Annotated in this window: 18 protein-coding genes; 16 read left to right on the forward strand and 2 right to left on the reverse strand. The window is 37.6% G+C overall.

Annotation, left to right across the window (positions count from 1 at the left end):
- Positions 1-31 precede the first annotated feature (31 nt).
- The 16 genes from lepA to JJN14_RS04630 all read left to right on the forward strand — a co-directional run bounded on the left by lepA (position 32) and on the right by JJN14_RS04630 (position 15,719).
- Positions 32-1,855 carry a translation elongation factor 4 gene (gene lepA, locus JJN14_RS04555; protein ID WP_061771368.1) on the forward strand — a complete coding sequence of 608 codons (1,824 nt, stop codon included), beginning with the start codon at positions 32-34 and terminating at the stop codon, positions 1,853-1,855.
- A 246-nt stretch (positions 1,856-2,101) separates the two neighbouring features.
- On the forward strand, positions 2,102-2,797 hold the full coding sequence (locus JJN14_RS04560; protein ID WP_042751080.1) for a hypothetical protein: 696 nt from the start codon (positions 2,102-2,104) through the stop codon (positions 2,795-2,797).
- A 184-nt stretch (positions 2,798-2,981) separates the two neighbouring features.
- Positions 2,982-3,593, forward strand: coding sequence for a hypothetical protein (locus JJN14_RS04565; RefSeq protein WP_201059059.1), 612 nt, complete (start codon positions 2,982-2,984; stop codon positions 3,591-3,593).
- Between the two features lie 208 nt (positions 3,594-3,801).
- Positions 3,802-4,278, forward strand: coding sequence for a PTS sugar transporter subunit IIA (locus tag JJN14_RS04570; protein ID WP_000521974.1), 477 nt, complete (start codon positions 3,802-3,804; stop codon positions 4,276-4,278).
- A gap of 38 nt (positions 4,279-4,316) precedes the next feature.
- Positions 4,317-4,622, forward strand: a complete 306-nt coding sequence (locus tag JJN14_RS04575; protein WP_000590547.1) for a PTS sugar transporter subunit IIB — start codon at positions 4,317-4,319, stop codon at positions 4,620-4,622.
- A gap of 47 nt (positions 4,623-4,669) precedes the next feature.
- Entirely contained in the window at positions 4,670-6,145 is a 1,476-nt protein-coding gene (locus JJN14_RS04580) for a PTS galactitol transporter subunit IIC (RefSeq protein WP_042751083.1), read from the forward strand.
- Positions 6,146-6,243: 98 nt separating this feature from the next.
- Positions 6,244-7,140: an aldose 1-epimerase family protein gene (locus JJN14_RS04585; RefSeq protein WP_201059060.1), complete on the forward strand. Its 897-nt coding sequence runs from the start codon at positions 6,244-6,246 to the stop codon at positions 7,138-7,140.
- 286 nt (positions 7,141-7,426) lie between these two features.
- The gene (gene lacA, locus JJN14_RS04590; RefSeq protein WP_049551849.1) at positions 7,427-7,852 is read left to right on the forward strand and encodes a galactose-6-phosphate isomerase subunit LacA; all 426 of its coding nucleotides are present in this window, start codon (positions 7,427-7,429) and stop codon (positions 7,850-7,852) included.
- A gap of 148 nt (positions 7,853-8,000) precedes the next feature.
- Positions 8,001-8,516, forward strand: a complete 516-nt coding sequence (lacB, locus tag JJN14_RS04595; protein WP_001216913.1) for a galactose-6-phosphate isomerase subunit LacB — start codon at positions 8,001-8,003, stop codon at positions 8,514-8,516.
- Positions 8,517-8,526: 10 nt separating this feature from the next.
- A complete protein-coding gene (locus JJN14_RS04600; protein ID WP_201059061.1) occupies positions 8,527-9,456 on the forward strand; it encodes a tagatose-6-phosphate kinase in 930 nt (309 codons plus the stop codon).
- Between the two features lies 1 nt (position 9,457).
- Complete coding sequence (lacD, locus tag JJN14_RS04605) at positions 9,458-10,438, forward strand: tagatose-bisphosphate aldolase (protein WP_201059062.1); 981 nt, start codon at positions 9,458-9,460, stop codon at positions 10,436-10,438.
- Between the two features lie 233 nt (positions 10,439-10,671).
- Positions 10,672-11,508, forward strand: coding sequence for a PRD domain-containing protein (locus JJN14_RS04610; protein WP_049491608.1), 837 nt, complete (start codon positions 10,672-10,674; stop codon positions 11,506-11,508).
- 35 nt (positions 11,509-11,543) lie between these two features.
- Entirely contained in the window at positions 11,544-11,861 is a 318-nt protein-coding gene (locus tag JJN14_RS04615) for a PTS lactose/cellobiose transporter subunit IIA (RefSeq protein WP_050146476.1), read from the forward strand.
- A complete protein-coding gene (locus JJN14_RS04620; protein ID WP_201059063.1) occupies positions 11,861-13,552 on the forward strand; it encodes a lactose-specific PTS transporter subunit EIIC in 1,692 nt (563 codons plus the stop codon). Before JJN14_RS04615 ends, JJN14_RS04620 begins: the two co-directional genes overlap by 1 nt.
- A gap of 461 nt (positions 13,553-14,013) precedes the next feature.
- Positions 14,014-15,420 (forward strand): 6-phospho-beta-galactosidase, encoded by a 1,407-nt coding sequence (lacG, locus tag JJN14_RS04625; RefSeq protein WP_201059064.1) that lies wholly within the window; start codon positions 14,014-14,016, stop codon positions 15,418-15,420.
- A 41-nt stretch (positions 15,421-15,461) separates the two neighbouring features.
- Positions 15,462-15,719 carry a DUF3884 family protein gene (locus JJN14_RS04630; RefSeq protein ID WP_023948162.1) on the forward strand — a complete coding sequence of 86 codons (258 nt, stop codon included), beginning with the start codon at positions 15,462-15,464 and terminating at the stop codon, positions 15,717-15,719.
- Between the two features lie 104 nt (positions 15,720-15,823).
- On the opposite strand, the gene JJN14_RS04635 is transcribed toward JJN14_RS04630, so the two are convergent.
- On the reverse strand, positions 15,824-16,591 hold the full coding sequence (locus tag JJN14_RS04635; protein ID WP_004262459.1) for a DeoR/GlpR family DNA-binding transcription regulator: 768 nt from the start codon (positions 16,589-16,591) through the stop codon (positions 15,824-15,826).
- A 142-nt stretch (positions 16,592-16,733) separates the two neighbouring features.
- Complete coding sequence (gene nrdF, locus JJN14_RS04640; RefSeq protein WP_004262458.1) at positions 16,734-17,696, reverse strand: class 1b ribonucleoside-diphosphate reductase subunit beta; 963 nt, start codon at positions 17,694-17,696, stop codon at positions 16,734-16,736.
- Between the last annotated feature and the right edge of the window lie 120 nt (positions 17,697-17,816).

The raw sequence follows: 17,816 nt of genomic DNA on the forward strand, positions 1-17,816 counted from the left end.
AATAAATAGATACCCTGAAAGGAAGAGAATCATGAATTTAGAAGAATTGAAACAACGACAGGAGAAGATCCGTAACTTCTCTATTATTGCCCATATTGACCACGGTAAGTCGACTCTAGCAGACCGCATTTTGGAAAAGACAGAGACAGTTTCAAGCCGTGAAATGCAGGCCCAGCTTTTGGATAGCATGGATCTAGAGCGGGAACGTGGGATTACTATTAAACTCAATGCTATCGAGCTCAATTATACTGCAAAAGATGGGGAAACTTATATTTTCCACTTAATTGACACGCCGGGGCACGTGGATTTTACCTATGAAGTTTCACGTTCGCTAGCTGCCTGTGAGGGTGCTATTTTGGTGGTCGATGCTGCCCAAGGAATTGAGGCTCAAACTCTTGCCAATGTTTATCTAGCCTTGGACAATGATTTGGAAATCATGCCAGTCATTAACAAAATTGACCTGCCAGCTGCAGATCCAGAGCGCGTGCGTACAGAAATTGAGGACGTCATTGGTTTGGATGCTAGCGAAGCAGTCTTAGCATCAGCTAAAGCTGGTATTGGTATCGAAGAAATTCTTGAGCAAATCGTAGAAAAAGTGCCAGCACCAACGGGTGATGTGACGGCGCCGCTTAAAGCCTTGATTTTTGACTCTGTTTACGATGCTTACCGCGGGGTTATTCTCCAAGTTCGCGTTATGGATGGAGTGGTCAAACCTGGCGATAAGATTCAGCTCATGAGCAATGGCAAGACCTTTGATGTTACGGAAGTCGGTATTTTCACACCAAAAGCAGTTGGTCGTGATTTCCTTGCGACTGGTGACGTTGGTTATATTGCGGCTTCTATTAAGACGGTTCAGGACACTCGTGTGGGTGATACCGTTACCTTGGCAACCAATCCTGCTGCAGAGCCCTTACATGGTTACAAGCAGATGAATCCTATGGTCTTTGCGGGTCTCTATCCAATCGAGTCAAACAAGTACAATGATCTACGTGAAGCGCTTGAAAAATTGCAACTGAATGATGCTAGTCTTCAGTTTGAACCAGAAACATCTCAGGCACTTGGATTTGGTTTCCGTTGTGGTTTCCTTGGACTTCTCCATATGGATGTTATCCAAGAGCGTTTAGAGCGTGAGTTTAACATTGACCTCATCATGACAGCGCCGTCTGTTATCTATAAGGTTAATTTGACTGACGGTGAATCAATGGATGTGTCAAACCCGTCTGAGTTCCCAGACCCAACCAAGATTGCGACCATTGAAGAGCCTTATGTTAAGGCGCAGATTATGGTACCACAGGAGTTCGTCGGAGCAGTAATGGAATTGGCTCAGCGCAAGCGTGGGGACTTTGTGACTATGGACTATATCGATGATAATCGTGTTAATGTCATCTATCAAATTCCACTTGCTGAAATCGTCTTTGACTTCTTTGATAAACTTAAATCTTCGACACGTGGTTATGCAAGCTTTGACTACGAATTGTCAGAGTATCGCCCATCTAAGCTGGTGAAAATGGATATCCTTCTCAATGGAGACAAGGTGGATGCCCTCAGCTTTATCGTTCACAAGGACTTTGCCTACGAACGTGGGAAACTCATCGTTGATAAGCTCAAGAAAATCATCCCTCGTCAACAATTTGAAGTTCCGATTCAAGCAGCAATTGGACACAAGATTGTGGCTCGTACTGATATCAAGGCTCTTCGTAAGAACGTACTTGCTAAGTGTTATGGTGGAGACGTTTCTCGTAAACGTAAACTCCTTGAAAAACAAAAAGCTGGTAAGAAACGTATGAAAGCTATCGGATCAGTAGAAGTTCCGCAAGAAGCCTTCCTTAGCGTCTTGAGTATGGATGAAGAATAATGATTCTATATAAAACTCTTGAAATACATTCAAGAGTTTTATATTTTTAGTTAAAAATTGTAACTTAACTCCATTTATGGTAGAGTAAAATACGGAGGTTATATGGAATACTAAAAGTTATTATGACTAGGAAAATTTTAAATAAAATTGATAAAGAACTGGGGCAGAAAATGAATTAGAATAATGATTCTATTTTACCGCTTGGATCTATAATTGTTAGTAAAGAAGGGGCGATTTCTTTAACTTATGATGAAAGTATTAGAAGAAAAACAAATTAAAACTGAAAAGTTATATGGTTTTACTCGATATTTATTAATTGAAATAAATAATGGTTACGGGTTACTGGATTGTGAATCTACGACTTGTTTTGGTTATTTTTATAAAATTTATAAGATTGATTTTGATTTATTTTATAAGATAAAAAAGCAATCTGAGGATAAGCGAGAAGATATAACAAAAAATATAAAATTAGGTAGATTTTTCATGCTACCGATAATGATAGTGATTTTTTTCATTCTTTTAATAGAATTTATTGGCTTTAATAAATTTAATCTTGTTTTATCTCATAGCTTTACGTATTTTATCTTTTCTGCATTACCTGTTATATTATCAGTATTATTTCGCTTGGGCTATTCTTATAAGCAAAAACTGATGATTAATAAAATTTTTATATTAGAAAATTCTCGTCATTACCATGTAGTTGAAAAGTTTAGTAATTTTAAATTAAAAAATTGGCTTCTCCTAATTATAAATGTGGTTATTGCCAGTTCTTTACTTATTTATATTTATGTATATGGTAATTTAATTGTTATGTTTTTTACGACAATATATTTATATTTATTAACTTTTAGTAAGAATATACGATTGAGTCAAGCAAATACAATGAATATTAAAATATTTGTTGAAAAAGGATATTCGGAAAGTGATTCAATGTTATTATAGAATTCAATAATTGGATAAATAGATACTCGATACGACTTAGTCAGTTTTCATAATCAAGAGTATATTCTATATTATCAAATCCAATGTTTGAACTAAAATTGGAAAAAATTCTTATACTTTATTTGTTTTTATTAAAAATTGTAAATTAACTCCATTTATGGTAGAGTAACATATGGAGGTTATTATGAAAAAAATTTTACTTTTAGCATCTATTTTGCTTACAAGTGTCACGTTAGTGGCATGTTCAAATCAAGCTCAAACTCAAGGAAATTCAAGTAAAACAACTAGCTCTTCAACTAGTCAAGATTCAACTAATTCAAACACTCTTAGTAGTACACAGAATTCAGAAGAAAGTCAAGTGATTGGTTCTGATGAGTATGGGTTCGTTAAAGTACCAAAGTCTTGGATTAAGTTCAATGAAGTACAGGGAGGCAATGATATTCAATATTCAGACGGTACGGATGTCAATATTGTCACCTTGAATACTTTTAAAGCAGAACAATTTGGTATTTCTGATAATGAATTTCAAAAAATTGAAACAGTTCGTATTTCTGATGGTATTTTTACTTCAAAAGAAAGTAATCCAGAATTCACTAAAGTATGGGGTTCTAAGTCAACTATTGGAGGTTATGAAGCCTATGTAGTTAACGCAATTTCTAAGTCTGGAAAATACATCATTACATGGATTTTTAAATCTAGTGATGGTAAGTTCAGATATGTTGCTTTAGAAGGGACTCCAGAAACATTAAAAAATCTACTTCCCATGATTGAAGAGAGTTGGACAATTCAAAAATAATTATTAAAGCAGGATTGGTATCCTGTTTTTTTGTTTAAGTCATTAAAAATCGTTTTAAATGTTTGTTTTAAATGTTTGTTTTGCTTATAAAGATAAAAAATAAACAAAATAATCAAAAAAAGGACAAAAAACAACAAAAAATATTGACAACGATTTCATATAGTGTTATACTTATAGCATAAAGTTAATGGAAAGAAGGGAAAACCTTATGGGATTAGATCATTTCTTTGACAAAAACCTTGTGTTTTGCTTAGAAGCGGATAATCAAGAACATCTCTTTGATCAGGTCGCAACTTTATTGGAAGAACGAGAAATCGTGACTCCGACCTATCGTGAAGCCCTGATCACGCGTGAAAAGTCATTTCCAACTGGCTTAGATATGGAATTTTTGGGTAAGGATTTGCCGAATGTGGCTATTCCTCACACAGATATTGTTCATAATCTTGCCGAAAAAGTTGTGGTCGTTCGATTAGAAAAACCAGTGACTTTCCACAATATGATTGCGCCAGATAAGGAAGTAGAAGTATCCTTGCTCTTCTTTATCATTAATAACTCAAGTTCAAGTCAAACGAACATTCTTGCTCAGTTGATGGACTTCTTTACTGGAAATGGTCATCTTGAAGACCTATCAAAAATTTCTGAACCAGAAGCCCTCTATGCTTATATTGCTGAAGCAATTGCTTAATCTTGTCTATTAAAAATATTAAATCGGAGGAAATCCATATGATTAAAATTCTTGCTGCCTGCGGTGCAGGTGTTAACTCAAGCCACCAAATTAAAAGTGCTCTTGAAGAAGAACTTTCAAACCGCGGTTTCGATGTTCACTGTGATGCGGTAATGGTCAAAGACGTTAATGAAGACCTTATCAAAGGTTATGACATCTTCACACCAATTGCTGCGACAGATCTTGGTTTTGACCCAGGTATTCCAGTTATCGAAGCTGGACCAATCTTATTCCGTATCCCAGCAATGAGTGCTCCAGTATTTGACAATATTGAAGCAGCTATCAAAGAACACGGATTAAGCTAATTTTAATTTGTTAACATTCATATAACTATAAAAAGGGAGGAACTATTATGGATGTCATTATCGAACTAGCCAATAAGCTGTTCAAACCTATCTTGGATATGGGTGGACCGATCATCATGCTGATCATTTTGACAGTATTGGCTCTACTTTTTGGAGTGAAATTCTCCAAAGCGCTTGAAGGTGGTATCAAACTTGCCATCGCCCTTACTGGTATCGGTGCTATCATCGGTATGCTAAATGGTGCTTTCTCAGCATCACTTGCAAAATTCGTTGAAAACACTGGTATTCAATTGAACATCACCGACGTTGGTTGGGCACCACTTGCTACAATCACTTGGGGATCTGCTTGGACACTTTACTTCTTGCTCATCATGTTGATTGTCAACGTAGTGATGCTTGCTATGAAGAAAACTGACACACTTGACGTCGATATCTTTGATATCTGGCACTTGTCTATCACAGGTCTTTTGATTAAATGGTATGCAGACAACAATGGAGTTAGCCAAGGAGTTTCACTCTTCATCGCGACTGCAGCAGTTGTCCTTGTAGGAGTTCTTAAAATCATCAACTCTGACTTGATGAAACCAACATTTGACGATCTTCTTAATGCACCAAGTTCATCTCCAATGACTTCAACTCACATGAACTACATGATGAACCCAGTTATCATGGTTTTGGATAAAATTTTTGAAAAATTCTTCCCAGGTCTTGATAAATATGACTTTGATGCTGCTAAATTGAACAAAAAAATCGGTTTCTGGGGATCTAAATTCTTCATCGGTTTCATCCTTGGTATCGTTATCGGTTTGATGGGAACTCCACATCCAGTTGAAGGACTTAAAGATGCAGCAAACTGGCAAGAAGTTATCAAAGGTTGGTTGTCTCTTGGTTTGACAGCCGGTGTAGCTTTGGAACTCTTCTCACTTATCGGTTCATGGTTCATTGCTGCCGTAGAACCACTTTCACAAGGTATTACAAACGTTGCTACTAAACGTTTGGAAGGACGTAAGTTTAACATCGGTCTAGACTGGCCATTCATCGCTGGTCGTGCTGAAATCTGGGCTTGTGCAAACGTACTTGCACCAATTATGTTGATTGAAGCAGTACTTCTTTCAAACGTCGGAAATGGTATCTTGCCACTTGCAGGTATCATCGCTATGGGTGTTACTCCAGCTCTCTTGGTTGTAACACGTGGTAAATTGCTCCGTATGATTATCTTCGGAACACTCTTGTTGCCACTCTTCCTTCTTTCAGGTACACTTATCGCACCATTTGCAACAGAACTTGCTAAAGGTGTAGGTGCCTTCCCAGAAGGTGTGAGCCAAACTCAATTGATCACTCACTCAACCCTTGAAGGACCAATCGAAAAACTTCTTGGTTGGACAATTGGTAACACTACAACTGGTGATATCAAAGCAATCCTTGGTGCTGTAGCCTTCCTTGTATTCTATATCGGTATCTTTGCATGGTACAGAAAACAAATGATCAAACGTAACGAAGAGTACGCAGCAAAAGCAAAATAATGCGCTCCTATAAAATGTAAATTGTTGAAACTAGGTTGTCATACCATTAGGAGTGACAGCCTAGTTTTTTATAAACTATCAAGAAATCGGAGAAAATAATGGTAATTGAATTAAAATCAGAACAATTAAGAGTTCAATTTAACAGTTTTGGTGGAGCTCTTTCTTCTATAAAAGATGCTGAGGGACTGGAGTATTTGTGGCAAGGGGATGCTACTTATTGGAGCGGACAAGCTCCTGTTCTCTTCCCCATTTGTGGTTCATTGAGAGAGGATACAGCCCTTTATATAGATGAGAGGGGACAAGAAAGTAAAGGAAAGATTCCTCGTCATGGTTTAGTTCGCAAGAAAGAATTTGAATTAGTTGAACAGACAGATAATAGTGTAACTTTTGCAATTGAAGACGATGAGAATAGCTATCAGAACTACCCTTATCATTTCCGCCTAGAAATCACTTATATCCTTACTGGAAAGACAGTACGGACTCAATACAAGATTTTCAACAAAGAAACTAGTAAGGTCATGCCTTACTTTATTGGTGGACATCCAGGCTTTAATTGTCCTCTACTGGATGACGAGGTCTATGAAGATTACTATTTAGAGTTTGAGAAAGAAGAGACTTGCTCTGTTCCACGTCCTTTCCCAGAAACGGGTATGCTGGATTTTCAAGATAGAAGTCCATGGCTAGAGGGTCAAAAAGAATTAGACCTCAGCTATGATCTTTTCAGTACAGATGCAGTCACCTTAGATGAATTGGAATCTAGAACAATTGCCCTTCGTTCTCGTAAACATGATAAGGGATTGAAAGTACACTTTACAGAGTTTCCAAACCTCATTATCTGGTCAACTTTGAATAAAGGACCTTTCATTGCTTTTGAACCATGGTCCGGCTTGTCAACATCCCTTGAAGAAGGAGATCACCTAGAAGATAAGAAGAATGTTCGTCTCCTAGAACCTGGTCAAGTGGATCAAATTGGTTTTGATATCGAAATTTTTTAGTTAAAAAAACACAAAAACAAACACTAACTGTTGACTTTTTTAGGAAATAGGAGTATATTATGTTTGTAAGCAACAAATGATGTTTGTAACAAACAAATAATCGCTTGTTATATTCTCTTTTGTGGAGAAAGATTATTTCTAGGAAACTGGTTTCCTAAACTTGAATAAGGTGTCATTCATCTCATTCAATCCAATTTGTCAATAAACTGCTAGAAAACTTTTTGTAGGTAAACTGCTAACTATAAAAGGTTTTACTAGCCTAGAAAAATAAAAAGGAGTATACAATATGTCTATTGTTATCGGTGCAGATGCTGCAGGTTTGAGATTGAAAGAAGTTGTGAAAGACTTCTTGGAAAAAGAGAACTTCCACGTTGTGGATGTTACAGCTGATGGTCAAGACTTTGTTGATGTGACTCTTGCTGTTGCTGCAGAAGTAAACAAAGAAGAACAAAACCTTGGTATCGTGATTGATGCTTATGGGGCTGGTCCATTTATGGTTGCAACTAAGATCAAAGGAATGGTTGCTGCAGAGGTATCTGACGAACGTTCAGCTTATATGACTCGTGGTCACAACAACTCACGTATGATCACTATGGGTGCACAACTTGTTGGTGATGAATTGGCTAAAAATATCGCTAAAGGATTTGTTAACGGTAAATACGATGGTGGACGTCACCAAATCAGGGTCGATATGTTGAACAAAATGTGCTAATACTCTTCAAAAATCAAGATAATCTGTCGTCAGCTCACTTTAGCTAACCTCAGTTATGCTCGCAGCTCGCTTCCTAAGCTAATCTTGATTTTTCTTGAGTAAGGATAAATGATATTAGATTTATATAATTAATCGGAGGGAATAACTAATGAGAATTGCAATTGGATGTGACCACATCGTAACAGATGAAAAAATGGCGGTTTCAGAATTTTTGAAATCAAAAGGATATGAAGTCATTGACTTTGGTACATATGACCATACACGTACTCACTACCCAATCTTTGGTAAAAAAGTTGGTGAAGCCGTAACTAGCGGTCAAGCTGATCTTGGGGTATGTATCTGTGGTACTGGTGTTGGTATCAATAACGCTGTAAATAAAGTTCCAGGTGTTCGTTCTGCCTTGGTTCGTGATATGACAACAGCTCTTTATGCTAAAGAGCAATTGAACGCTAACGTTATCGGTTTTGGTGGTAAGATTACTGGTGAATTGCTCATGTGTGACATCATCGAAGCTTTCATCCATGCTGAATACAAACCATCTGAAGAAAACAAGAAATTGATTGCGAAAATTGAACACGTTGAAAGTCACAATGCTCAACAAACAGACGCAAACTTCTTCACTGAATTCCTTGAAAAATGGGATCGCGGAGAATACCACGACTAAGAGGTGACCTATGATTTTAACAGTCACAATGAACCCATCCATTGATATTTCCTATCCCTTGGATGAGTTGAAGATTGATACTGTCAATCGTGTGGTGGATGTAACCAAAACGGCTGGTGGTAAGGGACTCAATGTTACCCGAGTACTTTCAGAATTTGGGGATTCTGTTCTTGCTACTGGTTTAGTGGGTGGCAAACTTGGTGAGTTTTTGGTTGAAAATATCGATGATCAAGTAAAGAAAGATTTCTTCTCAATTCAGGGAGAAACTCGGAACTGTATCGCTATTCTCCACGGAGACAATCAAACAGAAGTTCTTGAAAAAGGTCCTGTTGTATTGGAGCAGGAAGGTCAAGACTTTTTGGTACATTTCAAAAATCTCCTGGATTCAGTTGAAGTAGTCGCTATTTCAGGTAGTCTCCCAGCTGGTCTTCCAATTGATTACTATGCGAGCTTGGTAGAACTTGCTAATCAAGCTGGTAAACCTGTAGTCTTGGACTGCTCTGGTGCTGCTCTTCAGGCTGTTCTTGAATCACCACATAAACCAACAGTCATCAAACCAAATAATGAGGAATTGTCTCAACTTCTAGGAAGAGAAGTTTCTGAGGATTTGGATGAATTAAAAGAAGTTCTTCAAGAACCTTTGTTTGCAGGTATTGAATGGATTATCGTTTCACTTGGTGCCAACGGTGCCTTTGCCAAACATGGAGATACTTTCTATAAGGTAGATATTCCTAGAATTCAGGTGGTAAATCCTGTCGGATCTGGAGATTCTACTGTAGCAGGAATTTCTTCAGGACTTCTTCATAAAGAATCGGATGCAGAATTACTCATCAAGGCAAATGTCCTTGGTATGCTCAATGCTCAAGAAAAAATGACTGGTCATGTCAACATGGCCAACTATCAAGCTCTATATGATCAATTAATAGTAAAAGAGGTATAAAATGGCTTTAACAGAACAAAAACGTGCACGCTTAGAAAAACTTTCTGATGAAAATGGAATCATCTCAGCTCTTGCATTTGACCAACGTGGTGCTTTGAAACGCCTCATGGCTCAACACCAAACAGAAGAACCAACTGTGGCTCAAATGGAAGAACTTAAAGTTTTGGTAGCAGATGAATTGACTAAATACGCATCATCTATGCTTCTTGACCCTGAGTATGGACTTCCAGCAACAAAAGCTCTTGATGAAAAAGCTGGTCTTCTCCTTGCTTACGAAAAAACAGGTTATGATACAACAAGCACAAAACGCTTGCCAGACTGCTTGGATGTTTGGTCTGCAAAACGTATTAAAGAAGAAGGTGCAGATGCAGTTAAATTCTTGCTTTACTATGATGTAGATAGCTCAGATGAACTCAACCAAGAAAAACAAGCTTACATCGAACGTATTGGTTCTGAGTGTGTGGCTGAAGATATCCCATTCTTCCTTGAAATCCTAGCTTACGATGAAAAAATTGCTGACGCTGGTTCTGTAGAATATGCGAAAGTAAAACCACACAAAGTTATCGGTGCTATGAAAGTCTTCTCAGACCCACGCTTTAACATTGATGTCTTGAAAGTTGAAGTTCCTGTTAACATTAAATATGTTGAAGGCTTCGCTGAAGGTGAAGTAGTTTATACACGTGAAGAAGCAGCAGCCTTCTTCAAAGCCCAAGATGAAGCAACTAACTTGCCATACATCTACTTGAGTGCTGGTGTATCAGCTAAACTCTTCCAAGAAACTCTTGTATTTGCTCATGAATCAGGTGCAAACTTTAACGGAGTTCTTTGTGGCCGTGCTACATGGGCTGGATCAGTTGAAGCATACATCAAAGATGGTGAAGCAGCAGCTCGCGAATGGCTTCGCACAACTGGTTTTGAAAACATTGACGAACTCAACAAAGTTCTTCAAACAACAGCGACTTCATGGAAAGAACGCGTGTAAGTAAGTCCTCCTAGGTTAGGAACATGAATCTAAAAAAATTTAAAAAAAGTTGTATGTAAAGGTTTACAAAATAACTTACTTGTGCTATACTTAAATCACAAGTTAATACAAGGTGAGTGTTACTAAGTAATATTAGGCATGATCACAGGTGAATTAGAAATCGGCTGATTTTCTAGTTCATTTGTGGTCATTTTTTGTACTCATATACCTTTAAGATATAAAAGGAGGTTGACATGTATCGAATTCTAAATCCAATAAATCATAATGTTTCGCTTGTCAGGAATGATAAGGGAGAAGAAGTGATTGTAATTGGTAAGGGGATTGCATTTGGGAAGAGGAAGGGAGATTTGATTACTGAACATCAGGTTGAGAAAATCTTTCGGATGAAGACCGAAGAGTCAAGAGAAAACTTTATGGCTCTCCTAAAAGATGTTCCGCTTGATTTTATCACAGTGACCTATGAAATCATTGATAAGCTATCAAAGAAATATCATTATCCGATTCAAGAGTATCTCTACGTAACCTTGACAGATCATATTTACTGTTCTTACCAAGCTCTAGCACAAGGAAGGTACAAGGATAGTAATCTGCCAGATATTTCCACTAAGTATCCTGTCGCTTTTCAAATCGCAAATGAAGCATTTGAAATTTACCGCCAGAAGCTAGCAGATCATTTTCCTGAGGACGAGATTATTCGGATTGCTTATCATTTCATTAATGCCGAAGGTGAAAATGAAGTAGAACTTGTGGAGTCGATTGATAAGAGGAAAGAAATTCTCAGGAATGTTGAAGAAGTTTTAACGGACTATGCAATTCAACGAACTAAAGAGAATAACCATTTCTATGATCGCTTTATGATTCATTTGAATTATTTCTTGGATTATTTAGACAGATCTAGAGATGATAACCAATCACTTCTGGATATGGAAGATCATATTAAACAATCCTATCCAAAAGCGTTCGAGATTGGTTCCAAGATCTATGATGTGATTACGCAACATACGGGTCTTGATTTGTATAAAAGTGAACGAGTTTATCTAGTTCTACATATCCAACGTTTATTGTCATAAAAATTTAATTAAAAATACATAAGGAGAATTCTATCATGAATAGAGAAGAAGTAACATTGTTAGGTTTTGAAATCGTAGCCTATGCTGGAGACGCTCGTTCAAAACTATTGGAAGCCTTGAAGGCTGCTGAAGCTGGTGATTTTGTAAAAGCAGATACTCTTGTAGAGGAAGCTGGTTCTTGCATTGCAGAGGCTCACCACGCGCAAACAAGTCTATTGACTAAGGAAGCTTCTGGTGAGGACTTAGCGTATAGTGTAACCATGATGCATGGCCAAGATCACTTGATGACAACCATCTTGTTAAAAGATTTGATGCACCATTTAATCGAACTCTATAAGAGAGGAGTTAAGTAATGAATAAATTAATTGCATTTATCGAGAAAGGAAAGCCTTTCTTTGAGAAATTATCTCGTAATATCTATCTTCGTGCTATTCGTGATGGTTTCATTGCAGGTATGCCTGTTATTCTCTTCTCAAGTATCTTTATCTTGATTGCCTTTGTACCAAACTCATGGGGCTTTAAATGGTCTGATGAAGTTGTAGCTTTTCTGATGAAACCTTACAGCTATTCTATGGGTATTCTGGCTCTCTTGGTAGCTGGTACAACAGCTAAGTCATTGACCGACTCAGTAAACCGTAGCATGGAGAAGACCAATCAAATCAACTATATGTCAACATTGTTAGCAGCGATTGTTGGTTTGTTGATGTTGGCAGCTGATCCTATCGAAAATGGTCTAGCTACTGGATTCTTGGGGACAAAAGGTTTGCTTTCAGCCTTCCTTTCTGCCTTTGTTACTGTAGCCATCTATAAGGTTTGTGTTAAGAACAATGTCACTATTCGTATGCCTGACGAAGTTCCACCAAATATCTCACAAGTCTTTAAAGATGTGATTCCATTCACTCTATCTGTTGTTTCACTTTATGCTCTTGATTTACTAGCTCGTCATTTTGTTGGTGCAAGCGTAGCTGAATCAATCGGTAAATTCTTCGCACCATTATTCTCTGCTGCTGATGGTTATCTAGGTATTACGATTATCTTTGGTGCCTTTGCCTTCTTCTGGTTTGTTGGTATCCATGGTCCATCTATCGTTGAACCAGCAATCGCAGCTATTACCTATGCAAATGCCGAAGTCAACTTGAACCTTCTCCAACAAGGTATGCACGCTGACAAGATTCTTACTTCTGGTACACAAATGTTTATCGTTACCATGGGTGGTACTGGTGCGACACTGGTTGTTCCATTCATGTTCATGTGGTTAACAAAATCAAAACGTAACCGTGCAATCGGACGTGCTTCAGTAGTTCCAACATTCTTTGGTGTAAATGAACCAATCTTGTTTGGTGCACCACTTGTATTGAACCCAATCTTCTTCATTCCATTTATCTTTGCTCCAATCGCAAACGTATGGATCTTTAAATTCTTTATTGAAACTCTTGGAATGAATTCATTTACTGCTAATCTACCATGGACAACCCCAGCTCCACTAGGTCTAGTTCTTGGTACTAACTTCCAAGTTCTATCATTCATTCTTGCTGCTCTTCTAATCGTGGTTGACGTAGTCATTTACTATCCATTCCTTAAGGTCTATGATGAACAAATTCTTGAAGAAGAACGTTCAGGTAAATCTAATGATGAATTGAAAGAAAAAGTTGCTGCAAACTTCAACACTGCAAAAGCAGATGCTATTCTTGAAAAAGCGGGTGTAGAAGCAGCACAAAATACCATCACTGAAGAAACAAATGTACTCGTTCTCTGTGCTGGTGGAGGTACAAGTGGTCTCCTTGCAAATGCTTTGAACAAGGCAGCTGCAGAGTACAATGTTCCTGTGAAAGCAGCAGCAGGTGGTTATGGTGCTCACCGTGAAATGTTGCCAGAGTTTGATCTAGTTATCCTTGCACCTCAAGTTGCTTCAAACTTTGAAGACATGAAAGCAGAAACTGATAAACTTGGTATTAAACTTGCGAAAACAGAAGGCGCTCAATACATCAAATTAACTCGTGATGGAAAAGGTGCTCTTGCATTCGTACAAGCTCAATTCGATTAACGATAGGGACTCTGAAATAGTCTCCTTTCGTTACGGAAATCGCTATGGCGAATTTCCTAATCGCCTTATTAATTCGTCGGTAAAAAGATATCGTTTTTACCTCCTCATGTCACAATTCGATTAACGATAGGGACTCTGAAATAGTCTCTTCTCGTTACGGAAATCGCTATGGCGAATTTCCTAATCGCCTTATTAATTCGTCGGTAAAAAGATATCGTTTTTACCTCCTCATGTCACAATTCGATTAACGATAGGGACTATAAAACAGTCTCCTCTCGTTACGGAAATCGCTATGGCGAATTTCCTAATCGCCTTGTTAATTCGTCGGTAAAAAGATATCGTTTTTACCTCCTCATGTCACAATTTGGTGACTCGGTACAAGAAGTGAGATGGAGAAGGATGGCTCACTGACTCCTCTCCTCTCACTTTTACTTTATTTAAATCAAGAAATAGGTGAAAAAATGACAAAATCATTACCAAAAGACTTTATTTTCGGTGGCGCAACAGCTGCCTATCAAGCAGAAGGCGCTACGCATACTGATGGAAAAGGACCAGTTGCTTGGGATAAATATCTTGAAGATAACTACTGGTACACTGCTGAGCCAGCCAGTGATTTTTACAATCGATACCCAGTTGACCTCAAGCTAGCAGAAGAGTATGGTGTCAATGGTATTCGAATTTCTATTGCCTGGTCACGTATTTTCCCAACCGGTTACGGTCAAGTAAATCAGAAAGGTGTTGAGTTTTATCATAATCTATTTGCAGAGTGTCACAAACGTCACGTTGAGCCCTTTGTAACTCTTCATCACTTTGACACACCAGAAGCTCTCCACTCAAATGGAGACTTCTTAAACCGTGAAAACATTGAACATTTTGTAGACTACGCTGCCTTCTGTTTTGAAGAATTCCCAGAAGTAAACTATTGGACAACCTTTAATGAAATTGGGCCAATTGGTGATGGTCAATACTTGGTTGGTAAATTCCCTCCAGGTATTCAGTACGACCTTGCCAAAGTTTTCCAATCGCACCACAATATGATGGTTTCTCATGCGCGTGCAGTCAAGTTATATAAAGATAAAGGTTATAAAGGTGAAATTGGTGTTGTTCATGCACTGCCAACCAAGTATCCTTTAGATCCTAAAAATCCAGCAGATGTTCGTGCAGCTGAGTTGGAAGATATTATTCACAATAAATTTATCTTGGATGCAACTTATCTAGGTCGCTATTCAGCTGAAACGATGGAGGGTGTCAACCATATTTTATCAGTCAATGGTGCTAGCTTAGATCTTCGTGAAGAAGATTTCGAAGTATTAGAAGCTGCAAAAGACTTGAACGATTTCCTAGGCATCAACTACTATATGAGTGACTGGATGGAAGCCTTTGATGGAGAAACTGAAATTATCCATAATGGTAAGGGTGAGAAAGGAAGCTCTAAATACCAAATCAAAGGTGTTGGTCGTCGTGTAGCTCCTGATTATGTACCACGTACGGATTGGGATTGGATTATCTACCCTCAAGGTTTGTACGACCAAATCATGCGTGTGAAGAAAGATTATCCTAACTACAAGAAGATTTACATCACTGAAAATGGTCTAGGGTATAAAGATGAGTTCGTTGATAACACTGTTTATGATGATGGCCGTATTGATTATGTCAAACAACACTTAGAGGTCTTATCTGATGCGATTGCTGATGGTGCAAATGTCAAAGGATACTTCATCTGGTCATTGATGGACGTCTTCTCATGGTCAAACGGTTATGAAAAACGTTACGGTCTCTTCTATGTAGACTTTGAAACTCAAGAACGTTATCCTAAGAAATCAGCTCACTGGTACAAGAAAGTAGCGGAAACTCAAGTGATTGAGTAGTAGAATGAGTAATTAGATATAGAATTCTAGTGAGGCAAAAGATGTTCAAAGATTTTATCCAATCTATTTATGAAAAAGTTTATATTATCAATTTTGATAAATGTTCTCAAATACCTTGTTTGACTAATGAGGAGCTGAAAAAACTTGGGAAATGGTATGTCTCTACCGGTAAAGAATGGATTTGCCATTCAGACTATGAGCTGGAAGAATTTAAAATTATCTTTTTAAATTTTATCAGTCCTGAAGAACGGGATAACATCTCCTTTGATTCAGATTTTATGCCGTTTCAACAATCATAAAGAATCTAGGAAACTCTTTGTAAAAATCTTCATCAAAAAATGCGTCATATCAAGATTCTTATTTTCTTGATATGACGCATTTTATATTTTATCAATCCTCAGTTTTATGGTTTAGAAAGAATAATTTTTGTTTGTTTTGAAAGTTGTTCAAACGTTTCTTTGCTCAGTTTAGAATCTGAAACGATGGTATCAATATCAGAGATATTGTAGAAGGTATAGAAATCAAATTTATTGAACTTACTATGGTCAGCTAGTAAGTATTTTTTATTGGAATTATTGAGGGCGATGCGTTGGGATTCACCTTCCTCTTCACTAAAGGTCGCAATCGCATTGTCCTTGATACCATTACAGCTAACGAAGGCTTTGGAAAATTGTAGGTTTGCTAAGTTTTGCAAGGTTAGTGTTCCTACAAAGGCTCCAGTGATAGATCGATAGTTTCCACCAATTAAAATTAAATCTGTTAGTTTTCGTTCGTTTAGGATGAGAAAGACTGGTAAACTGTTTGTTACAACACGAATATTATCAATTGGAAGTTCACGAGCAAAAGATTCCAATGTTGTTCCTGGTCCAATAAAAATAGTCTCCCCTTCATCTATTAAATGGCCTGCAAAACGACTAATTTCTTGTTTTTCTGCGATTTGTAAGCTTTGTTTTTCAATATTGGAACGTTCATTGTTTAAAATGGAGCCTGTACGAATTTTTTCAGCTCCTCCATGCACACGAACAAGTAAATCCTTGTCAGCTAACTCTTGTAAGTAGCGTCTAGCAGTCATATCTGACACATCTAAGCGAGTCATGATTTCTTTTACAGTAATAGTTCCCTTTGTATTTACCGTTTCTAGAATATTATCTAGTTTTTCCTGCTTTAACATCGTTATCACCTCTATTTCTATTACTATTTTATCATAAAGTATTCAATCAATCAATTTAAAAAACAAAAGAAAACAAAAACAAAAATATCATGGTTGTTTTAAACAAACCATGATATTTGTTATCAGTTCTGGGATAATTGAATTAATTCAAACCGTAGTTGTAATCATCGTCTTGCATGGCTTCAACTTCACCAAGGAGGTAACCATTTCCGACTTGAGAGAAGAAGTCGTGGTTGGAAGTTCCTGTTGAAATACCGTTCATAACGATTGGGTTGACATCATCAGCTGAATCTGGGAAGAGTGGATCTTGTCCCAGGTTCATGAGAGCTTTATTGGCATTGTAGCGAAGGAAGGTTTTAACTTCCTCCGTCCAACCAACACCGTCATAGAGACTCTCTGTATAACCTTCTTCATTCTCGTAAAGCGTATAGAGCAGGTCGTACATCCATTCTTTGAGTTTTTCTTGCTCTTCTTCAGGCAATTCATTGAAACCAAGTTGGAATTTGTAACCAATGTAGGTTCCGTGAACAGACTCATCACGAATGATCAATTTGATGATTTCAGCGACGTTGGCTAGTTTGTTGTTACCAAGATAGTAGAGGGGAGTGAAGAAACCAGAGTAGAAGAGGAAGGTTTCGAGGAAGACACTGGCAACTTTCTTTTCAAGTGGGCTACCGTTGAGGTAGATTTCGTTGACGATTTCAGCCTTCTTTTGTAGATAAGGATTGGTATTGGTCCATTCGAAAATTTCTTCAATCTCAGCCTTAGTATTCAAGGTAGAGAAGATTGATGAGTAAGATTTTGCATGGACAGATTCCATAAATTGGATGTTATTGAAAACAGCTTCCTCATGGGGTGTACGGATGTCCGCGCGAAGGGCTTGAACCCCAGTTTCAGATTGCATAGTGTCGAGAAGTGTTAAACCACCAAAGACTTTTCCTACCAAGTCTTTTTCTACATTTGATAGCTTTCTCCAGTCATCCAAGTCATTTGACAAGGGAATACGTGTATCAAGCCAGAATTGCTCCGTCAGTTTTTCCCAAGTTGATTTGTCGATGACATCTTCGATGGCATTCCAGTTAATGGCTTTGTAGTAAGTTTCCATTTTGAAATCTCTTTCTGTGTTTAGTATTGCGAACTCACAATTACTTCTATTTTATCATAATTCTAGAGGAGTATCGCACAAAAAGTCGGAAGCCCGACTTTTTGTTATTTCATAGTATAG

This window comes from Streptococcus mitis (assembly GCF_016658865.1).
GTDB classification, from domain to species: Bacteria; Bacillota; Bacilli; order Lactobacillales; family Streptococcaceae; genus Streptococcus; species Streptococcus mitis_BT.